Source organism: Methylobacterium sp. BTF04 (assembly GCF_010692745.1).
GTDB lineage: Bacteria > Pseudomonadota > Alphaproteobacteria > Rhizobiales > Beijerinckiaceae > Methylobacterium.
The window spans coordinates 1-20,171 of the sequence record NZ_JAAHTB010000026.1 but is presented as its reverse complement, the minus strand read 5'-3'; the positions used below and the strand labels follow the sequence as shown (position 1 = coordinate 20,171).

The 20,171-nt window shown below is 68.5% G+C and carries 21 protein-coding genes, 1 tRNA gene and 1 pseudogene; 11 read left to right on the top strand and 12 right to left on the bottom strand.

Going from position 1 to position 20,171, the window contains the following annotated elements:
• Window positions 1–141: 141 nt before the first annotated feature.
• Together G3T14_RS15535 and rnhA are read right to left on the bottom strand one after the other, a co-directional pair.
• Window positions 142–708 (bottom strand): DNA-3-methyladenine glycosylase, encoded by a 567-nt coding sequence (locus G3T14_RS15535; RefSeq protein WP_163643448.1) that lies wholly within the window; start codon window positions 706–708, stop codon window positions 142–144.
• On the bottom strand, window positions 705–1,421 hold the full coding sequence (gene rnhA / locus G3T14_RS15530) for a ribonuclease HI (protein ID WP_163643447.1): 717 nt from the start codon (window positions 1,419–1,421) through the stop codon (window positions 705–707). The genes G3T14_RS15535 and rnhA overlap by 4 nt, the downstream gene beginning before the upstream one ends.
• A 279-nt stretch (window positions 1,422–1,700) precedes the next feature.
• Between rnhA and G3T14_RS15525 the strand changes: the two genes are divergently transcribed.
• On the top strand, window positions 1,701–2,420 hold the full coding sequence (locus tag G3T14_RS15525) for a DUF4142 domain-containing protein (RefSeq protein ID WP_163643446.1): 720 nt from the start codon (window positions 1,701–1,703) through the stop codon (window positions 2,418–2,420).
• A gap of 113 nt (window positions 2,421–2,533) precedes the next feature.
• Here the strand turns inward: G3T14_RS15525 and G3T14_RS15520 are convergent, their stop codons facing one another.
• From G3T14_RS15520 to G3T14_RS15505, 4 genes are all read right to left on the bottom strand, one after another.
• Window positions 2,534–3,301, bottom strand: a complete 768-nt coding sequence (locus G3T14_RS15520) for a TetR/AcrR family transcriptional regulator (protein WP_204262883.1) — start codon at window positions 3,299–3,301, stop codon at window positions 2,534–2,536.
• Between the two features lie 67 nt (window positions 3,302–3,368).
• A complete protein-coding gene (gene proC / locus G3T14_RS15515; RefSeq protein ID WP_348645279.1) occupies window positions 3,369–4,211 on the bottom strand; it encodes a pyrroline-5-carboxylate reductase in 843 nt (280 codons plus the stop codon).
• The gene (locus G3T14_RS15510; RefSeq protein ID WP_163643445.1) at window positions 4,208–4,711 is read right to left on the bottom strand and encodes a YbjN domain-containing protein; all 504 of its coding nucleotides are present in this window, start codon (window positions 4,709–4,711) and stop codon (window positions 4,208–4,210) included. Before G3T14_RS15510 ends, proC begins: the two co-directional genes overlap by 4 nt.
• Before the next feature lie 292 nt (window positions 4,712–5,003).
• On the bottom strand, window positions 5,004–5,282 hold the full coding sequence (locus G3T14_RS15505) for an accessory factor UbiK family protein (protein WP_163643488.1): 279 nt from the start codon (window positions 5,280–5,282) through the stop codon (window positions 5,004–5,006).
• Window positions 5,283–5,548: 266 nt separating this feature from the next.
• Between G3T14_RS15505 and G3T14_RS15500 the strand changes: the two genes are divergently transcribed.
• From G3T14_RS15500 to G3T14_RS15490, 3 genes are all read left to right on the top strand, one after another.
• The gene (locus G3T14_RS15500) at window positions 5,549–6,268 is read left to right on the top strand and encodes a response regulator (protein ID WP_163643444.1); all 720 of its coding nucleotides are present in this window, start codon (window positions 5,549–5,551) and stop codon (window positions 6,266–6,268) included.
• Window positions 6,269–6,299: 31 nt separating this feature from the next.
• Window positions 6,300–7,715 carry an ATP-binding protein gene (locus G3T14_RS15495; RefSeq protein ID WP_163643443.1) on the top strand — a complete coding sequence of 472 codons (1,416 nt, stop codon included), beginning with the start codon at window positions 6,300–6,302 and terminating at the stop codon, window positions 7,713–7,715.
• A gap of 213 nt (window positions 7,716–7,928) precedes the next feature.
• Window positions 7,929–8,558, top strand: coding sequence for a hypothetical protein (locus G3T14_RS15490; RefSeq protein WP_163643442.1), 630 nt, complete (start codon window positions 7,929–7,931; stop codon window positions 8,556–8,558).
• A gap of 18 nt (window positions 8,559–8,576) precedes the next feature.
• Here G3T14_RS15490 and G3T14_RS15485 read toward each other — a convergent pair whose 3' ends face one another.
• Window positions 8,577–9,233 (bottom strand): glutathione S-transferase family protein, encoded by a 657-nt coding sequence (locus G3T14_RS15485; RefSeq protein ID WP_163643441.1) that lies wholly within the window; start codon window positions 9,231–9,233, stop codon window positions 8,577–8,579.
• Window positions 9,234–9,611: 378 nt separating this feature from the next.
• On the opposite strand from G3T14_RS15485, the gene phaZ reads away from it, so the two are divergent.
• Both phaZ and rpsU read left to right on the top strand, forming a co-directional pair.
• Complete coding sequence (gene phaZ, locus G3T14_RS15480) at window positions 9,612–10,826, top strand: polyhydroxyalkanoate depolymerase (RefSeq protein ID WP_163643440.1); 1,215 nt, start codon at window positions 9,612–9,614, stop codon at window positions 10,824–10,826.
• 236 nt (window positions 10,827–11,062) lie between these two features.
• Window positions 11,063–11,380 (top strand): 30S ribosomal protein S21, encoded by a 318-nt coding sequence (gene rpsU, locus G3T14_RS15475; protein WP_163643439.1) that lies wholly within the window; start codon window positions 11,063–11,065, stop codon window positions 11,378–11,380.
• 107 nt (window positions 11,381–11,487) lie between these two features.
• Here the strand turns inward: rpsU and G3T14_RS15470 are convergent, their stop codons facing one another.
• Entirely contained in the window at window positions 11,488–11,880 is a 393-nt protein-coding gene (locus G3T14_RS15470) for a response regulator (protein WP_163643438.1), read from the bottom strand.
• Window positions 11,881–12,265: 385 nt separating this feature from the next.
• Here G3T14_RS15470 and G3T14_RS15465 point away from each other — a divergent pair, with 385 nt between their 5' ends.
• Both G3T14_RS15465 and G3T14_RS15460 read left to right on the top strand, forming a co-directional pair.
• On the top strand, window positions 12,266–13,057 hold the full coding sequence (locus G3T14_RS15465) for a class II glutamine amidotransferase (RefSeq protein WP_163643437.1): 792 nt from the start codon (window positions 12,266–12,268) through the stop codon (window positions 13,055–13,057).
• A 108-nt stretch (window positions 13,058–13,165) separates the two neighbouring features.
• Complete coding sequence (locus G3T14_RS15460; protein WP_163643436.1) at window positions 13,166–14,608, top strand: NAD-dependent succinate-semialdehyde dehydrogenase; 1,443 nt, start codon at window positions 13,166–13,168, stop codon at window positions 14,606–14,608.
• Window positions 14,609–14,615: 7 nt separating this feature from the next.
• Here the strand turns inward: G3T14_RS15460 and G3T14_RS15455 are convergent, their stop codons facing one another.
• The 4 genes from G3T14_RS15455 to G3T14_RS15440 are packed head-to-tail and all read right to left on the bottom strand — an operon-like array spanning window position 14,616 to window position 17,439.
• A complete protein-coding gene (locus G3T14_RS15455; RefSeq protein WP_163643435.1) occupies window positions 14,616–14,834 on the bottom strand; it encodes a SlyX family protein in 219 nt (72 codons plus the stop codon).
• Window positions 14,831–15,595 carry a rhodanese-like domain-containing protein gene (locus tag G3T14_RS15450; RefSeq protein WP_163643434.1) on the bottom strand — a complete coding sequence of 255 codons (765 nt, stop codon included), beginning with the start codon at window positions 15,593–15,595 and terminating at the stop codon, window positions 14,831–14,833. Before G3T14_RS15450 ends, G3T14_RS15455 begins: the two co-directional genes overlap by 4 nt.
• A gap of 42 nt (window positions 15,596–15,637) precedes the next feature.
• On the bottom strand, window positions 15,638–16,459 hold the full coding sequence (locus G3T14_RS15445) for an AprI/Inh family metalloprotease inhibitor (protein WP_163643433.1): 822 nt from the start codon (window positions 16,457–16,459) through the stop codon (window positions 15,638–15,640).
• A gap of 14 nt (window positions 16,460–16,473) precedes the next feature.
• A complete protein-coding gene (locus tag G3T14_RS15440) occupies window positions 16,474–17,439 on the bottom strand; it encodes a 2-hydroxyacid dehydrogenase (RefSeq protein WP_163643487.1) in 966 nt (321 codons plus the stop codon).
• A 266-nt stretch (window positions 17,440–17,705) separates the two neighbouring features.
• Between G3T14_RS15440 and leuC the strand changes: the two genes are divergently transcribed.
• The 3 genes and pseudogenes from leuC to G3T14_RS15425 form a co-directional block, all read left to right on the top strand.
• Window positions 17,706–19,118, top strand: coding sequence for a 3-isopropylmalate dehydratase large subunit (gene leuC / locus G3T14_RS15435; protein ID WP_163643432.1), 1,413 nt, complete (start codon window positions 17,706–17,708; stop codon window positions 19,116–19,118).
• A 93-nt stretch (window positions 19,119–19,211) separates the two neighbouring features.
• A tRNA-Leu gene (locus G3T14_RS15430) sits at window positions 19,212–19,296 on the top strand.
• Window positions 19,297–19,506: 210 nt separating this feature from the next.
• Window positions 19,507–20,171: pseudogene (locus G3T14_RS15425) on the top strand (hypothetical protein); the annotation flags it as partial.

Sequence of the window (20,171 nt, the reverse complement as noted above, 5' to 3'; positions counted from 1 at the left end):
TTGCACGCTGTCTGTACCATAGTGTACAGAAGCGACTTCTGCCTATAATAAAAGCTAATCTATGTAATTGGCCGCGCACGCGAGTGGCCAGCGGATGTCGACTTCGCGCCACTACGAGATCAAGCCCGACCCGGGCTGTGCTTATTCCTTGGGCTTCGGCTTCGACGCAGGCCGGCTCACGAAGCGGGACCCGGCAAGAAGAAAGCGCCACGGCGTCTCCATGGCGCGCGTCAGGCCGATGCGGCGAGCGGTGACGACGTCCACCGGATGCGCCCGGCCCACGATCCCGAACGGCGCGCGATCGAGCGGCTGGCCATCCTGTGCGGCGCCGACACCGAGCGCCTGGCACAGACGGCCTGGGCCGGCGCAGAGGAGGCGGTCCGGCATCGGACCCCGGCGGTCACGCATCGCCGCGACGCCGTGGCGGGGTTCGAGGGCGCGCAGCAAGACGGCGCTGCCCGGCTCGCAGACGACGTTGAGGCACCAGTGCAGGCCGTAGGAGCGGTAGACGTAGGCGTGGCCCGGTGGCCCGAACATGCTGGCATTGCGTGGCGTCGGCCCGCGAAAGCTGTGCGAGGCCGGGTCGTCGGCATCGTAGGCCTCGGTCTCGACGATGACACCGCCGACACCCGCGACCTGAAGGTCGCACCCGAGCAGGTCGGCGGCCACCGCCGGCGCCGGACGCTTGAAGAAGGCGGCGTCGATCACACTGCCTTTCCGATCGGTTCCTTGCCGATCCGCACTTTGTCCCGCGCCTTGGCGAACCCGTCGGGCCCGAGGTCGAGGGCGATCCGAATTGCCTGTTCGACGAAGGCCTGCGGTGTCAGCCCCGCGAGTTTGGCGGCGCGTGACACGTCGAGGCCGAGGCCGAGATCGATGGGGATCGGCGTCGTCCGCGGCGGGGCGGGGGGGAGGCTCGGCGCCGCAGGCGTCACGGAGGCTGTCACTGCCGTTTCCGTCGTAGGCAGGCTGGTTGCCACGCGCGGGGCGAGGCCGAGCGCTTCGCGCCTGCCTTGTGCGGCGAGGCGGTCCGCCCGCTCGTTGCCGACCTCACCGGTATGGCCGCGGACCCAGGTCCAGCGCACGTCGCGCTTCTGAGCCAGGGCGTCGAGTTCCTGCATCAGGTCGACATTCTTGACCGGGCCGGTGCTGGTGCGCCAGCCGCGGGCTTTCCAGCCCTTCATCCACTCGGTGACCGACTTGATGACATATTGGCTGTCGCAGCGCATCTCGATGCCGGCGCCCTCCGGGAAATGCGCCAACGCGTTGATCGCCGCCGTCAACTCCATGCGGTTATTGGTGGTGGCGCGCTCGCCGCCGCACAGTTCGACCCGTCCGGTCTCCGTCTCGATGACGACCCCCCAGCCGCCCGGGCCGGGATTGGGGTCGCATCCACCGTCGGCATAGGCGATGGTTCGCATGATTCCTCGATCGGCCTTGGCACGATCGGCCGCCCGGACGGGGACCAATCGGATGTTTTCGGGCGCTGCCCATAGCACGTCGCGGGCGTGATGCGGCACCCATCCGCGGCCCGACCCGGACCGGCGCCATGGGGCACCTGGGTCACCAGAACACCCCACCCAACGCAGGGGAGCGATGCGACGCAGGCGTGGAACGGCGAGTCGCCCCAGCCGTTGCCGCAGCACGAAAGCTAGACGCTTCAACGGCGCCGAAACGGCGTCATAGGGATACCAACCGCCATGACGAAGTCCAATCTCCTCGCCGCACTCGGCCTGTCAGTCGCCGTGCTGTCGACCCCCGCCCTTGCGCAGGAGCCCCTGTCGTTCCGCGTCGCGCCGCAGTTCGACGCCAATGCGCCCGAGGCCACCGATACCTCCGCCTTCCGTTCGGCAGCGCTCCGCTCCGATGCCGTGAGCATCGAGTCGAGCCGCATCGCCCTCGAGCGTTCGCGCAACCCGCGGGTCCGCGCCTATGCCAACAATGTCCTCGTCGAGCGCAAGGCCACCACCGACGCGCTGCTGCCTGAGGGCACGTCGCTGACCGCCGGCGGCACCGTGGTGTCCGACACCCAGCCCTTCGAAACCCGCTTCGACAACCCTGTTGGCGTGGTGCTGGCCCCGGTGACGATTTCGGCGACTATCGCCCAGAAGATCGTCGGCGGCGTGCTCGGTGGTGTCGGCATCATCGACAACAGCCCGTCCGAGCCCGGCCGTCGCGTCGCCATCGGTCCGGAGGGTCAGGCCCGCATCGATCGTCTCAAGTCTGCGCCGACCGGCCGTGACTTCGACCGGACTTTTGTCGCGCAGCAGGCGCGCTCCGATGCCCGTACGTTGGGCCTCTACGCCTCTTACGCCCGTAGTGGCGACAGCGCCCAGGGTCGTGAGTTCGCCAACCAGGCGCTGCCCTACATCGCCGGCGAGCATGCCCATTCGGCCAACCTCGCCGACCGCGTGAACTGAAGTCCGCGCTATATGAACTGGGTCGGCCCATGAGGCTGACCCTCACGAACCAAAAAGGCCGCTTCCCTGGGGAAGCGGCCTTTTTGCTGGGTGGCGTGACGAAAACGAAAAAGTCAGATCGCGGCGGCCGGGTCTCCACCGAGCGGGTTGCCTTCGTCCTCGTTACGGGTGTCGCCGCTGTGGCGGCGCGCGCCGCGGTCCATCAGCGAGCGACCGAGCGCCCGGAGCGGTGCGGTGAGGCGGCGGGCATCGTCCGCGCGCTCCATGAAGCGCTCTCCGTTGCGGATTTCCTTATCGAGCCGCGCCATTGTGCGGGCCAGAGCCGGGTCGTCGTCGTGCAGCCACACCTCAACGGTGCGGGCAAAGGCGATCACCACGCCCTGGAGCTTCAGCCGCCCGAGCGGTCCCTCGGTGTTGATCCCGGCCGCGGCGAGCATGAAGCGATGCGAGTTCAGCGCGACACCGTTGAGCGCCAGCATCGAGAGCGGATCCCCGCGCACCGCAAACGAGATGCGGCGCAGGGCTTCCTTGTAGGGCGTCATCGCGTCGAGGCGGCGCATCAGCACGTCGAACAGGCGCTCGCGGGTCGGCTCGTCGGCCAGATCCGTGTTGTCGGCATCGAGCACCTTGCGATCGATCATCTTCGCAAGGCCGCCGAGGACTGCGCCCTTCGAGGGAAACAGGTCCCGGAATTCCGCCAGGGTGAGCCCGGCTTCGCGGGCGATATCTCCGACCTCGATGTCGTTCCAGGGCTGCTCGGCGGCTAGACGCATCAGCGCCTCGACGGCGGCCTCGCGCGGCGGGGTCTTTTTCGGGGCAATCGCCACATCGGTTCCCGTCTGCGGGGCACCGGCGTTCTTGGTCGCTGAAGGCTTCGCCATGGTCGTTCGATCCTCGTCCATTCCCACTCCATGTAGGGTGAAACGGCCGGGTCGGTTAGGGGCCGCGTCAGCCCGACAGTTCCCCCGCTCGGTGACGGCCCGCGTCCACCGCCTCGCGCATCAGGTCCGGTAGGGCGCCGGAGCGCATCAGCACGGCGAGCGCCGCCGCGGTCGTTCCCCCAGGAGAGGTCACATCTTCGCGCAGCAGCTCCGCCTCACGATCGGTGGCGTCGAGCAATGCGGCTGCGCCCGAGACCGTGGCGCGGGCCAGCCGTGCCGCCATGTCCGGCGGCAAACCGGCTGCGATTCCGGCCTGCGCCATCACCTCGGCGAGCAGGAAGACATAGGCCGGCCCCGAACCCGAGACGGCGGTGAGCGCGTCGATCAGCGCCTCGTCGTCGAGCCACTCGACGAGGCCGACGCTGGCGAGGAGCGCATGAGCCTGCGCGTGATGACCGGCATCGACCTCGGCGCTCGCCACCGCGCCGGTGGCGCCCCGGCCGATGCTGGCGGGAAGGTTGGGCATGGCGCGCACGATGGCGCGGGCGCCCGGCAGTCGGGCGCGCAGGTTCGCGATGGTTTTGCCGGCCAGGATCGAGACCACGAGGGTTTTTTCACCGACGAGGGACGCCAGCATGGGCGCCGCCGCATCGAGCCCCTGCGGCTTCATCGCCAGGACGAGGGCGTCGCCGGTCGGTGCGGAGGGTGGGTTCAGGGCAATGCCGCGTTCCGCACAGAGCGCCCGCATGGCGTCGGAGGTCTGCGGATCGATCACCGTGGTGCGCGCCGGGTCGAGTCCTGCGGCAAGCCAGCCGGAGAGCATCGCGCCGCCCATCTTGCCCGCGCCGACCAGGATGAGAGAGGCGGGGAGGGGGCGAGCGTCCAAGTCGCCAGCCGGAACGGCGTTCACGCCTCGCCTTCGGTCTCGAACAGCACCGCGTCGAGGGCCTCGCGGGCGGATTTTCCGGCCCAGAGCACGAACTGGAACGCTTGGTAGTAGCGCTCGCACGCATCCACCGCCGACTTCAGCATCATCGTGCACTGCCCCTGCGTCGGTGCGGCGCCCCCGGTGAGCAGCAGCGAGTGCCGGAACATCACCACGCTGTCCGTCGACCACAGGTCGAAATGCCCGACCCAGAGTTGTTCGTTGACCAGGGAGACGAGGTTGAGGATTTCGGTGCGGCGGCGGTCCGGAACCTTGAGGTCGAACGCCGAGGCCACGTGCAGGGCCTCCACGTCCTCGATCCAGGTGAAGGCCACGTGATAGTCGGTCCAGCGCCCGGATACCGACACCGACATCTCGTCGGTCTCGGCCCGATCGAAGATCCAGTCGCGCAGCGACGCGAGGCGCTCGACGATGTCGAGGGGGTGCTCGTGCCGGTCGTGATCTTCGATGTGGAGTTGGGTCATGGCGGTCCAGCTTGGCGATCCGGCGCGGATCGTCGACGTGTTGTGGGCATCTGCCGAACGGGCCCGTGCGCGCTGGCCGAAACCTCGCTCAAGCTCATGGGGCCCGTCTCCGAGCTTGGTGTGAGTTGAGGTGGTCCCAGAGCGGTTCGGGTCGAAGGCGAATCAGGTCATAGCCCACTATAGACCGTGCCGGACTCTGGTTTCAAAGTGCGCTTTCCGAGCGGTGAACAGGAAAGCGACCATCCACCGTTCCTTCCTGTGCACAAGCGAAGCGCCGGTTTTCCGGCGCGAATCACACCGCTTCGCTGGCGCCCGCCACCGGTTCGGTGCCGAGCCTGGCTTCGAGGGCGGCGACCCGCAGGGCGAGGGCGTCGTTCTGGCTGCGCAGGCCGGCCACGAGGTCGCGCAGCACGTCGAGTTCCTCGCGCGAGGCGATGTCCATGTCGCGGATCAGGCGCTCGACCTGCGCCTTGAACACCGTCTCCGCCTCACGGCGCACCCCCTGGGCGGCACCGGCGGCGCCGGTCATCAGGCGGGCGACGTCGTCGAACAGCCGGTTGGACCCTTGCATCATCGTCTCCCGATAGCGGGGCCGCCATCCGTCCGTGACCGCCACCGGACCGGCACCCGGTCCCGACATAGGAATCGGCGCGAGTCTCGGCAATCCATCACGTGGCGGGAGCATTCGAATTGTCGGATTGTGTCCTGAGCCCATTCGCGAAACAGGATGTTACAAATCAGGCGCACGACAGGTCTTCCGCACCGGCGCCCGCAGGCGGCATAACGCTCGGTATGTTGCACGCGATCACGCCGGCCGGAGCCGAGACCCGGAACACCATGACGCAGACGACCCCGCACATCCTCGTCGTCGAGGACGACCGCGAGATCAGCGCCCTCGTGGCGCGCTACCTGCGAGCCAACGAGTGCCGGGTCAGCCTCGCCGGCGACGGCCGCGCCATGGACCGGGCACTGGCCGATTCCCGCGTCGACCTCGTCGTGCTCGATCTGATGCTGCCGGGAGAGGACGGTCTCAGCCTGTGCCGGCGCCTGCGCGCCACCTCGAGCGTGCCGATCCTGATGCTCACCGCCAAGACGGAGGAGATCGACCGGATCATCGGCCTCGAGATCGGTGCCGACGACTACCTCGGCAAGCCGTTCAATCCGCGCGAACTCCTCGCCCGGATCCGCGCGATCCTACGGCGCGGAACGACCTCCGAAGGCGAGGCGGAGGAGGGCGTTCGTCGCCTCGCCTTCCTCGGCTGGACCCTCGACGTCTCGCTGCGGCAACTCCTCAGCCCGGAGGCGGCGCGCATCGCCATTACGGGGGCGGAGTTCGACCTCCTCCACGCCCTTTGTCTGCGGCCCGGGCGGGTGCTGTCGCGCGATCAACTTCTCGACCTGACCCAGGGCCGCGCCGCCGGCCCGTTCGAGCGCAGCATCGACGTCCTGATCAGCCGCATCCGCCAGAAGATCGAGCGCGATCCGCGCAGTCCCGAGATCATCCGCACCATCCGCTCGGGCGGATACCTGTTCACGCCCGAAGTGACGCGCACATGAGAAGCGACGCGCGCAGGAGAGGAGACGCCCGATGAGCGAGGACCGCCGCCGTCCGCGCCTCGCCGCGCTGATTCCCGGCAGCGTCGCCGGGCAGATCGCCTTGCTGATCGTGGCGGCGATCGTCGTCACCCACGCCCTCGCCACCCTGGCCTTCTTCACCCTGCGCGAGCCGTGGCGGCCGGACGAGCATCCCGGGGTCGCCGCCACGCGGCTGTCCACCCTGGCGCGCCTGCTCGACGGGGCGGCTCCGGCCGAGCGCGACGCGCTCCTGGCCAATGCCAGCCGGATGCTCCCGACCCTGCACCTCGAGCCCTGGGCCGGCGCCGGTGCGCACGAGACCGCGCCCGTCGATCACACGATCGTCCAGCGCGTGCGCGACGGGTTCGCGCGACCGCTCGCCATTACCGACCTGTCGAGCAGCGATGGCGCGGGCGAGACGCAAGGCGGCATTCACATCGGTATCGTCACGCCGAATGGCGCTCGGCTCTCCGCACATCTGCCCGATGACGACCGGCCGCCGATCCGCCAGGGCGCGATCGTCGTCACCTTTTTGTTCCTCGCGGTCGCCCTGTCGCTGATCTCGCTGTGGGCGACCCGTGCGCTCACAGCGCCGCTGGCACGCCTCGCCGAGGCTGCCGAGGCATTCGGCACCCGCATGAACCTGGTGGCGCTGCCCGAGAATGGGCCGCAGGAAGTGATCGCGGTCTCGCGCGCCCTCGACCGGATGCGCGCACGAGTGCGACGCCTGATCGACGACCGCACCCAGATGCTCGCCGCGATCAGCCACGACTTGCGCACACCGATCACCCGCCTGCGCCTGCGCGCCGAGTTCATCGAGGACGATCACGCCCGGACGATGACCCTCCGCGATCTCGACCAGATGAACGGCTTGGTGGAAGCCGCCCTGTCCTTCGTGCGCGACGGACGGCAGGGGGAGGGCGCGGCCGCCACCCTCATCGATCTCGGCTCGGTGGTCCAGACGGTGTGCGACGGGTTCGCCGATGTCGGCGCCGACGTGCGCGTCGAGGACACCCGCCACGTCCTGGTTCAGGGCCGGCCCGAGGAACTCCAGCGTGCGCTGATGAACCTGGTCGACAACGCGGTGAAGTACGGTGGTGCCGCCAGGGTCACCATGTCGGCGTCGGAGCGCGGCATCGCCGTGGAGGTCTGTGACGACGGGCCGGGCATCCCGGAGGGCGAATGCGATGCCATGCTGCAGCCCTTCGTGCGCGGCGACCGGGCCCGCAACCTCGACACCGCGAGCGGTTTCGGGCTCGGATTGTCCATTGTCCTGGCCGTCGTCGAGGCGCATGAGGGCCGGTTCGTCCTGAGCAACCGGACCCCGCACGGCCTGTGCGCCCGGATCGACCTGCCGCTGGCCGCCGCGCGGTTGGCGAGCCCGCGCGCCGCGCCACCGACAGCGCGGATACCGTCTGCGGCGGCGTGAGGCCGGTGTTCGTCCAAAGTTGGGTGGGCGATGTGCTTGCCGGACCTTGGGCGGATCTTAGACGGGCCTTGGCGCGTCTTGCGCAGGACACATCGGCAACATGCGGAAACCAATTGCCTCGGCCAAAGCAAGGGCGCGTTAACCCTGTCGGGCGCTTGATCGAGTCGGGGCGGCATTGAGCCGCTCCGCCAGCCGAGCCCGATAGGCCGTTCGATGACCACCACCGCCAGCCTCAGTTCATCGCAATCTCCGTTCGCTCCGCAGCGGCCGGCCCACGGGCACAATCGCGTCGCCAAGGCGATCAGCGGCGAGGTTTCCGCCGGGACGATCAGCGCCTCCGATGGGACGGCGCTCACCTCCGCACTCAAGTCGATCGATTCCAGCCTCTCGGCCGATCGCAGCGCGGCCTCCAGCACCAGCGCCACCGCCTCCACCGCGGATCAGGCCCAGCGCCTCGATCCGACCCAGCTCAAGACCAAGGTCGACGGGCTGATCGACGCTCAGGTCTCCGGCGGCACGCTCACGAGCGCTCAAGCCGATACGCTCAAGCAGATTTTCGCCAGCGGCGGGACCGAGGCGAGCCAGGGGGTCGGCGGTGCGCAGAAGGCGCATGGCGGCCACCATCACGGCGGCGGCGCCCCGCCCACCACCTTGGACACGCCCACCACCGGCAGCGCGGCCACCGACGCGACCGCGTCGACCACCGACAGCGCCAGCCTCCTCGACAGCTTCATCAAGCAGCTACAGTCCACGCAATCCACCGCGTCGGGCTATGCGTCGTCCGGGAGTGCGGCCTCGCGCAGCACGACCTCCGCCGCGCTGCTCCTCGACTTCCAGGCCTGATCGCCCGGACGCGGCCGCTCAGAACTCCATGTCGAGCTCTTCGATCTCGTCGGGCTCACGCAGGGCTTCCTCGGTCCATTCCTGCATGAACGGCCAGGCGATGATGGTGTCGCGGTACGACGCCATCTTGCGCGAGACCGGCACGTCGTAGGTGACGAAGCGCGAGCAGACCGGTGCGAACATCGCATCGGCGAGGCTGGGGCGGTCCCCGAACAGGAACGGACCATCGTAGCGCGAGAGGCATTCGTCGACGATGGTGACGACGCGGTCGATGTCGCCCCGCGCCCCGTTGAAGATCTTGAAGTTGGTGTGGCGGCCCTTGATGTTCATCGGCAGAGCCGAGCGCAGGTTGATGAACCCGCCATGCATCTCGCCCGAGATCGAGCGGCAATGGGCGCGCGCCACCGGGTCCCTGGGCAGGAAGCCGGCATCCGGATAGGTCTCGTTGAGATACTGCGCGATCGCCAGGGTGTCCCAGACGATGATGTCGCCGTGGCACAGCCGCGGCACCAGGAACGACGGCGACAGGTGGAGCAATTCGGCGCGGGTTGAGGCGTCGTTGCCCGAGAGCAGTTCGGTCTCGAAGTCGAGCCCCGCCATCCGGCAGACGAGCCAGCCGCGCAGGGACCACGACGAATAGTTCCGGCTCGAAATCGTGAGCGTCGCCGCTGGCATGTCCGTCCCCTCGTGTTTTTGGTCGCGAGTGCGATCCAAGACTCGTGCCGTGATCGGATTCTGCCGTGATCCGGCATGTTCCGTGACTCGCGGCTTCGAGACTCGGGCTGTCCGGACGCGGATGCAAGAGGGGTTCGTGCCGACCGCACGCTGCGTCAGGCGCAGCGTTTGCATGGGCGCGTGGGGGGCTCACCCGCCGGAATGATGTATTTTAGTGTGATGCATACGCACAACAGCCCGTTGAGATCGTACGCCGCACCTGTTGCGTCGGGTGGCCGGCTGGATCAGCCTAGCGGCGCACCGATGGCGGCGCCGAGCGTTCGCCCGTCCACGGCGAACGTTGCACGCTTCGATCGTTCGCGCAGGAATCCGGGCGTCATGCTGTATCGTGCCTTCGACCTTCAATCTGACCTCGCCGAACAGACGCGGGCGTGGGGCCGGCTCGTGCACGATGCCGTCTCGCCGTGGACCGGAGCCGGCTACAAGGAACCGGTGACGTGGTGGTCCGCTGGCGCGCGGATGATGATGCGCGCCGGGCTCACCTTTAAGCGGCCGCCTTACGGCATCGAATCGGTGAGCGTCGGCAATCGCGACGTGCCGGTGATCGAGGAGGCGGTCTACGCCACGCCGTTCGGCACGCTGCTACGGTTCAAGAAGGACATCGACACCGAGCAGCCCCGCGTCCTCGTGGTGGCGCCTCTGTCCGGCCATTTCGCCACGCTCCTGCGCGGCACCATCCGCACATTGCTGCCCGACCACGACGTGTATGTCACCGATTGGCACAATGCCCGCGACGTGCCCCTGTCCGACGGCGCCTTCGGGTTCGACGATTACGTCGACCACCTCGTGCAATTCCTCGGGGTCATGGGCGAGGGCTCCCACCTCGTCGCCGTGTGCCAACCCGCCGTGCAGGCGCTGGCCGCCGCCGCCGTGATGGCCGAATCGAAGGATGTGGCGCACCCACGCAGCATGACCCTGATGGCCGGGCCGGTGGATTGTCGCATCAGCCCCACCTCGGTGAACAAGCTCGCCACCTCGAAGCCGATCGCGTGGTTCGAGAAGAATCTCCTCGCCACCGTGCCCCAGCGCCATGCGGGGGCGGGCCGCCGGGTCTATCCCGGTTTCATGCAGGTCTCGGCCTTCGTCTCGATGAACGCCAAGCGCCATGCCCAGAGCCATGCCGACCTGTTCTGGCATCTGGCCAATGGCGAGACAGAGAAGTCCGATCAGATCGAGACCTTCTACGACGAGTATTTCGCCGTCCTCGACCTCGCCGCGGAATTCTACATCGAGACGGTCAAGACGGTGTTCCAGGATTACACCCTGGCCAAGAACGAGCTCACCTACCGGGGCAACCCCATCGACATGCGCTCGATCCGGCGTACCGCGCTGATGACCGTCGAGGGCGAGCGCGACGACATCTGCGCCGTCGGCCAGACCATGGCCGCCCACGACCTCTGTACCGGTCTGGCGCCCCACATGAAAAGCCACCACCTCCAGGCCGGTGTCGGCCATTACGGGGTGTTCACCGGCCGCAAGTGGGAAAGCCAGACCTACCCGCTGGTGCGCAACTTCATCCAGTCGCACACCTGAAAACCAGCAGCCGCGGAATGCGATAGTCCGCATCTCGCGGTTGGAAGTCGGCGGCGCATCGTGTATGAGCCTGCCCCAAGTGCAGTTTCTGCGCCGATTCGAGGCCGTCTGACGGACGTCCCGCCCGGGAGAGAATCCCGGGTCAGGGGCGTTTTGCAGTTACCGATCGCGGTGATCGCGAGGAGGACTCGGTTCGGCGCCGCCCAACAAACATACGTGTCAGAGGATCTAGACCGTTGCAGGTACTCGTTCGCGACAACAACGTCGATCAGGCGCTCCGCGTCCTCAAGAAGAAGATGCAGCGCGAAGGCATCTTCCGTGAGATGAAGCAGCGCAAGGCCTACGAGAAGCCCTCCGTGCGCAAGGCGCGCGAGAAGGCAGAGGCCGTGCGCCGTGCGCGCAAGCAGGCGCGCAAGACCGCCATCCGCGAGGGCCTGATCGCCGCTCCGAAGCCGAAGCCCCGTTTCGGTGCCGGTGCGCCGCGTCGTCCCGGCGGTTCGCCGTTCGCTCCCACGGCCCCGACCGTGCTGCCCCCCGCCGGCGGCGCCGCTTAAGTCGATCGAGCCCTGCCAGGGCGGTGCGGATGCGCCGTCCTGGAAGCGGACATGCCAGGACTGCAGAAAAGCCCGGCCGCACTGCGGCGCGGGCTTTTTTGGTGCGCTCAGGCGGCGCGGGCCGCCACCGTTGCGTGCTCGGCCTGGACCAGCACGTCGAGCGCCCGCCACGGCTTCTGCATGAAGAATGCCTCGGCCGGAATGGCGCCGGCGCTACGCGCATCGTAGCCGGAGGTCAGGACCACCCGCACGTCCGGCCAGCGCCGGCCCACGGCGGTGGCGAGCGCGATGCCATCCATGGCGCCGTTGAGGCGGACGTCGGCAAACAGCAGAGCCACGTGGTCGCCGGATCGCTCGAGGACCGAGATCGCGGCCTCGGCACTGTCACAGGCGATGACGTCGAGGTCGGTTTCCTCCAGCACGGCGGTGGCCAGATGCCGGACTGCCGCATCGTCCTCGACCACGAGGGCGATCGGACAATCGAGCTGAGGTTGATGCATAAAATCTCCTTTGCCGCTTGGGCGCACGGGCGGCCGCCCTGTGGCCATGATGTCCGTGCATTGATTCTCGTGAGGTGATGCTGCGCTGCCACGTGACGGTGGACAAGAGTCGGAATCGTTCATCCGGCTATGCAGTTCCCGCAATCGCAACTCCGATCGCTTCGGGAGTACGGTCGCGCGCGGTCCGGTCATGGTTTTCGCGGTGCACGTCTTGCATGGCTTAGGTCTGGGGGCGCGTCGCGGCGCGTAGGCCTTAACCATCCGTTCACCGTGGCTCCGCGACAGTCGCGGGTCTGCGATGGGTGGCAGGATCATCGGGCGAGGACGTTCTATTCTTGCGGATGCCGCCGCGGGACGACACGACAAAAGGGGGTGTTTGCCTGTCATGTGCCGCTTTCTGGCCTATTCCGGTGATCCGGTCTTCCTGACCGACCTCGTCTGCGCACCGACGCACTCGCTGGTCCATCAGTCGCTCCACGCAACGGAGGCGAAGACCGAGACCAACGGCGATGGCTTCGGCATCGGCTGGTACGGCGAGCGCACCGAGCCCGGCCTCTACCGCGACGTCTGTCCGGCTTGGTCCGACGAGAATCTGGTCAACCTCTGCCAGCAGGTCCGCGCGCGGATGTTCTTCGCCCATGTGCGCGCGTCCACCGGCACAGCGACGACCCGGGCCAATTGCCATCCCTTCGCCCAGGGGAAGCACCTGTTCATGCACAACGGCCAGATCGGCGGCTACCACAAGATCAAGCGCCGTCTCGAAGCGCTGATTCCCGACGCGCTCTACGATGTCCGGCGCGGGACCACCGATTCCGAGGCGATCTTCCTGCTGGCGCTGGCCAACGGTCTCGCCGAGGACCCGATCGGCGCGATGGCGCAGACCCTCGCCACGGTCCGCGAATTGATGCGGGCGGCCGGTGCCGACGAGCCGCTGCGCTTCACCGCCGTCGTCACCGACGGTGAGACCCTGACGGCGTATCGCTGGGCCTGCGATGGCCGCCCGCCGAGCCTGTACTACCGGCAGACCGAGACCGGCCTCGTCGTGGTCTCCGAGCCCATCGACGGCTGCCGCGACGGCTGGAACGTGATCCCGAAGGGCGGCACGCTCCAGGCGACCCGCGGTGGCACCGTTACCGTCACCACCCCCGACGCGACGGCCGCCCGCATCGCCGCATGAGTCTTTGTCGTCGTCTCTCGTGAGCGGGACGAGGGGCCGCAGGGTTGCGGCGTGAGCCCGAAGGGCGGACAACCCGCGCTCCTCACAGGATGAGCGCGGGAGCCGCCGATGACCTACCCGAACGTGACGCTGCACATCGCAGGCGCCTGGACAGACGGTGGAGACGGCGAGACGCTCGCGGTCCTCAACCCCGCCACCGGCGAGACCATCGGCACCTGCGCGGTGGCGACCCGTTCCGACCTCGATCAAGCACTCGCGGCTGCCGCACGCGGGTTTGCCGCGTGGCGCCAGGTCTCGGCATTCGAGCGCGGCAAGGTGATGCGTCGCGCCGCCGACCTCCTGCGTCAGCGCGCCGACGCCATCGCCCGCATCATGACCAGCGAGCAGGGCAAGCCGCTCGCCGAATCGCGGATGGAGACCCTGGCCGCCGCAGACGTCATCGACTGGTTCGCGGAGGAAGGCCGGCGCGCCTATGGCCGCATCATTCCGGCGCGCGCCGACGGCGTGATGCAGATGGTGCTGCGCGAGCCGGTGGGCCCGGTGGCGGCCTTCACGCCCTGGAACTTCCCGATCAACCAGGCGGTGCGCAAGGTCTCGGCCGCGCTCTGCACCGGCTGCTCGGTGATCCTGAAGGGGCCGGAGGACACCCCGGCGAGTTGCGCCGCCCTGGTGCGGGCCTTCCTCGATGCCGGCGTGCCCGGCGACGTGCTGTCCCTGGTCTACGGCGATCCGGCGATGATCTCCGGATACCTCATCCCGCACCCGGTCATCGCCAAGATGTCGTTCACCGGCTCGACTCCGGTGGGCAAGGAGCTCGCCGCTCTGGCCGGGCGCCACATGAAGCGGGCGACCATGGAACTCGGCGGCCATGCGCCGGCCCTCGTCTTCGAGGATGCCGATATCGAGACCGCCATCGCCGTGCTCGGCGCCAACAAATTTCGCAATGCCGGCCAGGTCTGCGTCGCTCCGACCCGCTTCCTCGTCCACGAGGCAGTCTACGCGCGTTTTCGCGATGGTTTCGTGGCCTTCGCCGAGAGCCGCATCGTGGGCGATGGGCTCGACCCCGCGACGACCATGGGGCCGCTGATCCACGCGCGCCGGCTGGAAGCGATGGAATCCCTGTGCGCAGATGCCGTCGCCAAGGGGGCGGAGCTGCGCACTGGCGGCAAGCGCATCGGCAACCGCGGCAACTTCTTCGAGCCCACCGTGCTCTGCGACGTGCCGCAGGACGCGCGCATCATGAACGAGGAGCCGTTCGGCCCCGTGGCGCTGATCCAGCGCTTCTCCGACGACGAGGCGGCCTTCGCAGAGGCCAACCGGCTGCCCTACGGTCTGGCGGCCTATGCCTATACCCGCTCGGCGGCGCGGGCGACGCGTATCGCCGCGCGGGTGCAGAGCGGGATGGTCGGCATCAACCATCACGGCCTGGCCCTTCCCGAAACCCCGTTCGGCGGCGTCAGGGATTCGGGCTACGGCAGCGAGGGCGGCTCGGAGGCGATCGAGGCCTATCTCACCACCAAGTTCGTCAGCCAAGCGAGCGCGGGCCTGTAGGCGCGTCTCAATAATGCGGAGGCGGCGGCTCCGGCGCGTTTGAGCCCGGACGGTGGCCGGCCTCCTCCACGTCCTCGACGAGCTTGGCGACCTTGCGGGTCAGAACGTCGATCTGGCGCCATTGCGCCGTGATGGTGGCGTTGAGGTCGTCGATGACGACGTCCTGCTCGGTCAGCCGCATCTCGAGCGCGTCGATACGGGCCGAGAGGTCATGGGAATCGCTCATCGCAGGGTTTCCGGGTCGTGGTCGGGCCGCTCGACCAAGGCGGGTCCGAGCGCGATGCGGCCGTCGAAGACGAAGCAGTCGCCGACCCAGCGGTTATCGGCCTCCGGCACCGTTTCGAGATAGCGCAGGATCCCGCCTTCGAGCGTGTGGACCGCGGCAAAGCCACGGGACAGCATGTAGGCGCCGGCTTTCTCGCAGCGGATGCCGCCGGTGCAGAACATCGCGACCTGCGGATGCTCCGCCGGATCGAGCCCCTCCACGTAAGCGCGAAAGTCGCTGAACCGCTTCGAACCCGGATCGACCGCACCGGGAAAGCTCCCGAGTGCCACCTCGAAGGCGTTGCGGGTGTCGATGAGGAGGAGGCCCGGCGTATCGAGCAGCGCGTTCCAGGCCTGCGCCGCCACCGGGCTTGCCGCCCCGCGCGCCGGATCGGTCGCCCCGCCGTCGAAGGTCACGATCTCGCGCTTGACGCGGACCTTCATCTGCCGAAACGGCGGCGCGGCGGCGAGGGATAGCTTGACGTCGAGGTCGCGCAGGCGGCCCGAGAATACCGGTCCGTCCCGCAGGGCCGCCAGCAACGCGTCGATCGCGGTGGCGCTGCCGGCCACCGTGCCGTTGATGCCCTCCGCCGCGAGGAGCAGCGTGCCGGTGATCGCGAGCTCGGCGCAGAGCTGGGCGAGCGGCGCCCGGAGGTCCTCCGCATCGGGAAGCGGCGCGAACCGGTAGAGGGCGGCGACGGTCTGGATTGTCGGAGGCGTCATCGTCCGCGGGCATAATCGCGCGGACGGCTCAGGGCAAACGCCTCACGGGGCGCCCGGCTCGACCCGATGCAGTAGGAAGGTGGTGCCGACCTCCGGATCGCGCCGCCAGCGGCCGTCGCCGGCGGGCACCAGGGTGACCACGTGGCCGCGCCGGGCGTTCAGCGTCAAACGCCCATTGGCGAAGCGCCAGGAGACCGGATCGAACACCGAGAGCCCGCTGTCGCGGCAGCCGTCGAGGATTCGCACTGGCGCCGGCACGGCGCCTCCCGCCGTGAGTTCGATGCGGCAGACGTCCTGCTCACGGTAGCGGTCGAGGGCGTAGGTTCCCGCCTGCGGAGGGCCACCCGGCAGGGACGCCTCCGGTGCGTCGGCCTGGGGCGCTCCGGGCAACGCGACAGTCGCGGGCGTCGCCGCATCCGCGCCCACCGGCGGGACCATGGCGACGATCTGAAGGGGCACGAGGCTGTAGCTCTCGCCCGCCTCGCTCTGCGCCACGAGGCTGCGGGCATCGGCCCGCCGGGTGAAGGGCAGCACCGGCCGCACGTTCTTGTCCACCAGCCGCACCGTGCCGTCGGTGAACAGCCACCCGGCAACGCCGTTGAGCACCGGTAGGGCCCGGCGGCATCCGGCCGGGAACGTCAGCCGCCGCCCGGCCTCGCCGCTCTCGCCCGACAGGGTCATCATGCAGCGCCGGTTGGTGCCGTCGCGCGACAGGTCCCAGGTGCCGGGCACTCCGGCGAGATCGTGGGGCAGGCTCTCGACGAAGGGGAGCGTCGGCGGGGCGTCGGGAGCCGGTTCCTGCGCGTGCGCAGAAGCCGACAGGCCAACGAGGAGCGCGAGGCTGTGGGCTACAGGCGGGATCATCACCGGTATCCGTCTCACGCTTGCCCGGCCCAGGGCGTTTCCGGCACCGGCGTCAGCGGGCCGTTGCCGCCGAACCAGTGCGAGAGGTTGTCGACCACGAGGCGGCCCATGGTCTCGCGGGTATGGACCGAGGCCGAGCCCACATGCGGCAGCAGCACCACGTGATCGAGGGCGGCGAGGTCCGCCGGCACGTGCGGCTCGCGGGCGAACACGTCGAGCCCGGCGCTGTGGATGGTGCCGGCTTGGAGCGCGGCCACCAAGGCCGGTTCGTCGATGACGCTGCCGCGCGCCACGTTGATCAGGATGCCGTCCGGCCCGAGCGCCGCGAGCACTTCGGCGCCGACGAGGCCGTTGGTCTCCGGCCCGCCCGGGGCCACCACCATCAGCACGTCGGCCGCATGCGCAAGACCGAGGAGGCTGGAGTGATAGGCATAGCCCACGTCGTCCTGTGGACGGCGCCCATGATACGCGATGCTAACGCCGAAGCCTTCCAGGCGCCGGGCGATCGCGCGGCCGATCCGCCCGAGGCCGAGGATGCCGACGGTCCGTCCGCGTAAGGTCGCGGTCAGCTGGTAGGGGCTTTTGGGCCAATGGCCGGCCCGCAGGTAGCGGTCGGCCTGCGGGATCTGCCGTACGGTGGCGAGCAGCAGGCCGAGCGCCAGGTCCGCCACCTCGTCGGTGAGCACGTCGGGTGTGTTGGTGACCACGATCCCGCGGGCGGCGGCGGCCTTGGTATCGATGGTGTCATAGCCGACGCCGAAGCTCGCCACGATCTCGAGGTTGGGCAGGCGCGCGATCAGGTCGGCATCGACGGGCGCTTGAGCGCCGGTGGCCATTCCGCGGATGCGCGGCCCGATCTCGGCGTAGAACCGGTCGCGGTCGGGGGCCGTGTCCGCCCGGTGCAGGGTGAAGGAGCGGGCCAATGCGTCCATGACGCTTGGCTGCATCGGTTTCAGCAGCAGAAGGTCGACGGGCTGCATGTCCGGATCGGCTCCCGAAAGGCGGGCTGGCGGCACGCCCGACTCCGTGGCGGTCCTGCGGGCAAACGCCCTGTTCCAGCTTTAGGTTGCCGGCTCGAACCGGTCCAGTCGATGTGACGGGTTCGGGGTGCGGCCCATGCGGCGGGCTCGGCGCAGCCATCTCTCCGGTATGGACCGTGCCCCACTTCCGCCGGGCGCCTTGGAACACTACTAAAGGGACACCGACCCTTCCCGTGTCACGACGAGACAACGCAGACAGCCTGACCATGACCGCGCCGCGCACCCTCTACGACAAGATCTGGGACGACCACGTCGTCGATGTCGAGCCGGATGGCACCAGCCTCCTCTACATCGATCGGCACTTGGTCCACGAGGTCACGAGCCCACAGGCCTTCGAGGGGCTGCGCGTGGCCGGGCGCCGCGTGCGCCACCCCGAGAAGACGCTGGCGGTGGTGGACCACAACGTCCAGACCTCCGACCGCAGCTTCGGCATCGAGGATCCGGAGAGCCGCATCCAGCTCGAAGCGCTGGCCGAGAACGTGCGCGAGTTCGGCATCGAGTTCTACGACGCACTCGATCGGCGCCAGGGCATCGTCCACGTGATCGGACCGGAGCAGGGCTTCACCCTGCCGGGCCAGACCATCGTGTGCGGCGACAGCCATACCTCGACGCATGGCGCCTTCGGGGCGCTCGCCCACGGCATCGGCACCTCGGAGGTCGAGCACGTGCTCGCCACCCAGACGCTGCTGCAGAAGAAGGCCAAGAACATGCGGGTGACCGTGGACGGCACCCTGCCACCCGGCGTCACCGCCAAGGACATCGTGCTGGCGATCATCGGCGAGATCGGCACCGCCGGCGGCACCGGCTACGTCATCGAATATGCGGGCGAGGCGATCCGCGCGCTGTCGATGGAAGGCCGGATGACGATCTGCAACATGTCGATCGAGGGCGGCGCCCGGGCCGGTCTGGTGGCGCCCGACGCCACCACCTTCGCGTATGTGGAGAACCGGCCGAAGGCCCCGAAAGGCGAGGCGTTCGTACGGGCCAAGGCCTATTGGGAGAGCCTGGTCTCGGACGAGGGCGCGCATTTCGACCGCGAGGTCCGTCTCGATGCCGCCAGCCTTCCGCCGATCGTGAGCTGGGGCACCAGCCCCGAGGACGTGGTGTCGATCCTCGGGAGCGTGCCCGATCCGGCTGCGATCCCCGACGAGAACAAGCGCCAGTCGAAGGAGAAGGCCCTCGACTACATGGGCCTGACGCCGGGGACCCGGATCACCGACATCGCCGTCGACCGGGTGTTCATCGGCTCCTGCACCAACGGCCGCATCGAGGACCTGCGCGCCGTGGCCAAGATGGTCGAGGGCCGCAAGGTCCACGCGAGCGTCTCGGCGATGGTGGTGCCGGGCTCGGGGCTCGTGAAGCTGCAGGCCGAGGCCGAGGGCATCGACCGCATCCTCAAGGAGGCCGGCTTCGATTGGCGTGAGCCGGGCTGCTCCATGTGCCTCGGCATGAATGCCGACCGGCTCAACCCGCTGGAGCGCTGCGCCTCCACCTCCAACCGCAACTTCGAGGGCCGCCAGGGCCATCGCGGGCGCACTCACCTGGTCTCCCCCGCCATGGCGGCGGCAGCGGCGGTCGCCGGGCATTTCGTCGACATCCGCGACTGGCCCGCCGCCTGACGCGAATACGGGCGGGCCGCAAAAATCCAGATTGACGCCCCGCCCCAGCCCGCCTAAACGAAACCCGCGTCGGCGCTCCACGAGCCCCGACGAGCCCAGGTGGCGGAATTGGTAGACGCGCTGGTTTCAGGTACCAGTCTTGCAAGAGGTGAAGGTTCGAGTCCTTTCCTGGGCACCAATATTCTGAGAAGCGTCTACGCCTCAGAAAGTTAAGCTAGCTGAGGTAGTGGCGATAGGCGGACCGTGCCACAACCGTTTCCCACATGCTCTTCCGGCTCCCCCGTCCAATGAAACGGTCAGACTCCTCTCTCCCGCAGTTTAAGCAGCGCATTCCCGCTGATGTTCGGCCCCTCGCGGTAGGCTGTACCCTGTCGGTCTCGGTGCCTTCGTGCTTGCCCTCCGGGACGCCTTCGCGGCTCGGCAGCGGAACGCGGACGGCGACTACAGCCCCGATCCAAAGGCTGCCCGCTTCCGGGGCTTCGAGGCGGCCCGGTCTCAGTCGCAGCCTATGTCAGCCCCTCCGCCGAAGACCTCCCTCACCAAGCTGGTCGAGGATTGGTGGACCGAGCAGAAAGCCGTGGGTCGAAAGCCCAGCACCCATGAGAGCTACCGGAACACGGTGGCCAACCTCGTGGCCTTCCTGAAACACGACGCGGCCGGCCGGGTGACCTCGGAGGATGTCGTCCGGTTCAAGAGCTACCGACTCGCCGCCATCAATCCGCGAACTGGCAAGGCCATCTCACCCAAGACCGTGAAAGACAGCGACCTCGCGGGCCTGAAGACCATTTTCGGCTGGGCCGTGGCGAACCGCAGGATGACGGCTAATCCGGCGACGGGGCTGACCATCCAACTTGGCAAACCGCAGAAGCTCCGGTCCAAAGGGTTTACGGACGAGGAGGCGAGGGCGATCCTTAAGGCTGCCTTAGGCGGTGTGGACTCTTGCGATTCCCGAGGCCGGTCGAACGTGATTCAAGGCTGTCTTTTGGAAGCAACCTTGAGTGTCTTGGATCGTCTGGTTCTCAACGAAGCGTCATGGGAGCGGATGGCTCCGCT

Excerpts from the sequence above, each read along its gene's own strand:
- G3T14_RS15465 (WP_163643437.1), top strand. The coding sequence starts at position 12,266 with ATGTGCCGCTTTCTGGCCTATTCCGGTGATCCGGTCTTCCTGACCGAC.
- G3T14_RS15485 (WP_163643441.1), bottom strand. The coding sequence starts at position 9,233 with ATGCCAGCGGCGACGCTCACGATTTCGAGCCGGAACTATTCGTCGTGG.
- rnhA (WP_163643447.1), bottom strand. The coding sequence starts at position 1,421 with ATGCGAACCATCGCCTATGCCGACGGTGGATGCGACCCCAATCCCGGC.
- G3T14_RS15470 (WP_163643438.1), bottom strand. The coding sequence starts at position 11,880 with ATGCATCAACCTCAGCTCGATTGTCCGATCGCCCTCGTGGTCGAGGAC.
- G3T14_RS15440 (WP_163643487.1), bottom strand. The coding sequence starts at position 17,439 with ATGCAGCCCGTCGACCTTCTGCTGCTGAAACCGATGCAGCCAAGCGTC.
- G3T14_RS15445 (WP_163643433.1), bottom strand. The coding sequence starts at position 16,459 with ATGATCCCGCCTGTAGCCCACAGCCTCGCGCTCCTCGTTGGCCTGTCG.
- G3T14_RS15460 (WP_163643436.1), top strand. The coding sequence starts at position 13,166 with ATGACCTACCCGAACGTGACGCTGCACATCGCAGGCGCCTGGACAGAC.
- G3T14_RS15510 (WP_163643445.1), bottom strand. The coding sequence starts at position 4,711 with ATGACCCAACTCCACATCGAAGATCACGACCGGCACGAGCACCCCCTC.
- G3T14_RS15525 (WP_163643446.1), top strand. The coding sequence starts at position 1,701 with ATGACGAAGTCCAATCTCCTCGCCGCACTCGGCCTGTCAGTCGCCGTG.
- G3T14_RS15450 (WP_163643434.1), bottom strand. The coding sequence starts at position 15,595 with ATGACGCCTCCGACAATCCAGACCGTCGCCGCCCTCTACCGGTTCGCG.
- G3T14_RS15455 (WP_163643435.1), bottom strand. The coding sequence starts at position 14,834 with ATGAGCGATTCCCATGACCTCTCGGCCCGTATCGACGCGCTCGAGATG.
- G3T14_RS15500 (WP_163643444.1), top strand. The coding sequence starts at position 5,549 with ATGACGCAGACGACCCCGCACATCCTCGTCGTCGAGGACGACCGCGAG.
- G3T14_RS15495 (WP_163643443.1), top strand. The coding sequence starts at position 6,300 with ATGAGCGAGGACCGCCGCCGTCCGCGCCTCGCCGCGCTGATTCCCGGC.
- G3T14_RS15505 (WP_163643488.1), bottom strand. The coding sequence starts at position 5,282 with ATGCAAGGGTCCAACCGGCTGTTCGACGACGTCGCCCGCCTGATGACC.
- leuC (WP_163643432.1), top strand. The coding sequence starts at position 17,706 with ATGACCGCGCCGCGCACCCTCTACGACAAGATCTGGGACGACCACGTC.
- phaZ (WP_163643440.1), top strand. The coding sequence starts at position 9,612 with ATGCTGTATCGTGCCTTCGACCTTCAATCTGACCTCGCCGAACAGACG.
- G3T14_RS15490 (WP_163643442.1), top strand. The coding sequence starts at position 7,929 with ATGACCACCACCGCCAGCCTCAGTTCATCGCAATCTCCGTTCGCTCCG.
- G3T14_RS15520 (WP_204262883.1), bottom strand. The coding sequence starts at position 3,301 with ATGGCGAAGCCTTCAGCGACCAAGAACGCCGGTGCCCCGCAGACGGGA.